This is a genomic window from Alteromonas oceanisediminis (assembly GCF_018474025.1).
In the GTDB taxonomy this organism is placed as follows: domain Bacteria; phylum Pseudomonadota; class Gammaproteobacteria; order Enterobacterales; family Alteromonadaceae; genus Alteromonas_E; species Alteromonas_E oceanisediminis.
On sequence record NZ_JAHCTA010000020.1, the window covers coordinates 1 to 1561 of the forward strand.

The following is a 1561-nucleotide window of genomic DNA, read 5'->3' on the forward strand; positions in this document are numbered from 1 at the left end:
CCCTTGTCAATAAAAACCGAGTGTCTCCCTGACATTTTTTCGGTCCATAATTAGCTGTTTTCTCGCTCTAAATAAATGAGCTAACGCACCGGATGAGGCAGTAATGTCGTCGGTTGTCATGCTGGTATTCGTGGATTATTCATCTCTCAATGAACAGCGCCTACCTTACTCTCTCCGCCGTGGTCACCTTCTCATCAGTCTATGTTCGTGGATCAATAACCGTTAAGTTATTGCCGTCATAACGCCCTCGTAGGTTGTGCCACATTCCGCGGCCTGATCCGAATGCATTAGCTCACACTCTTTTATCATGCAGGTACTCTACTCAATCTCAATTTTGGATTAACTGGCGTAAGCACCACTTCTTTAGCGATAGCCCATATGTAGGCTGCCATCTCTCTGGCTATTGCGGTGATAATGAGGTTGTAATGTTTTCCTTTTTTACTCATTCGCTGGTAGCGCTTGCACAGACGAAGCTGTGCTTTCCACGCAATATCGACGATGTCTTTGGGCAATCCTTCTTGCCGAATTTGAATCTCGGTCGACACATTCGCTGGATATCGATAGCTATGCGCCCCTTCAATCAGTAAGCGCCTTGCTCTGCCGTTACCAGATTTAGTGATAGCGCCTAAATGGCGTTTTCCACCAGACGAATGTTCGCTGGGTACCAAGCCTAAATAAGCCATAAGCTTTCTCGGGTGGTCGAATCGGTGTAAATCACCAAGCTCCGCAACAACCCCAACCGCCACTAGCAGCCTCACACCTCGCATGGCTTGGATCGCTTTAACAACTGGATAATAGCGCCACTGGTGCACATGATGTGTCAGTTCGTTATCTAACCTTTCCAGGCGTCGTATGCGCTCTTCTATCGTTTGTAAATACTCTTGCAGCACGGTGTGCTGCGCGGGATGAGGTAATATCAGCTCGGTCAGCCACCGCAGATGTTTCTTCGACCAATTAGCAGTGCCTTCATACCGAATATTGTTTCTCAGCAGTAACGCTTTGAGTTGGTATTTGGCTTCTTTTAAATCCTTCATGGCAAGCTCACGAGCGCGGGATAAATCTCTTACCGCTTCATCTTCTGGCTCAGGCACATAAATGGGCGTGAGATCTTCCGATTTTAACAACTTCACCAGCTTCAACGCATCGCGTCTATCGGTCTTGATATGTTCACCAGGCTTTTTCGGAATAAGGGAGGGCGCAACGACATAGCAACAATGTCCTAAACTTGTGATAAGTCGATAGATCCAATATCCACATGGCCCCGCTTCATACACCACGTGAATCGTTGCCCCGGGATACTTCGATTCAAACTGACGAATGAGCTTTTTAACGCTGACTTTTGAAGAAGAAATGCGACCATAGTGTACAGCATTTGCCCCGCGCTGCTCTTCACAATAAGCAACTTCGTGAAACTCTTTATGCGTATCCAATCCGATAAAAATCATGCTATGTTTGTTCATGCTAGCCTCCAAATTGATTTAGTATTGAACAAACTAATTATGGCTCTGGTGAGCAGTTTTGCTGTTAGCTAACCCACGAAAATGCGGAGGCTAGCATTTCT

Annotated in this window: 1 protein-coding gene; it reads right to left on the minus strand. The window is 46.3% G+C overall.

The window, feature by feature from the left end; genetic code table 11:
- Window positions 1-305: 305 nt before the first annotated feature.
- Window positions 306-1460, minus strand: coding sequence for an IS110 family transposase (locus KIU71_RS17680; protein ID WP_214132632.1), 1155 nt, complete (start codon window positions 1458-1460; stop codon window positions 306-308).
- Window positions 1461-1561: the final 101 nt, after the last annotated feature.

Coding starts and splice junctions, on each gene's coding strand:
- KIU71_RS17680 (WP_214132632.1), bottom strand. CDS start 1,460: ATGAACAAACATAGCATGATTTTTATCGGATTGGATACGCATAAAGAG.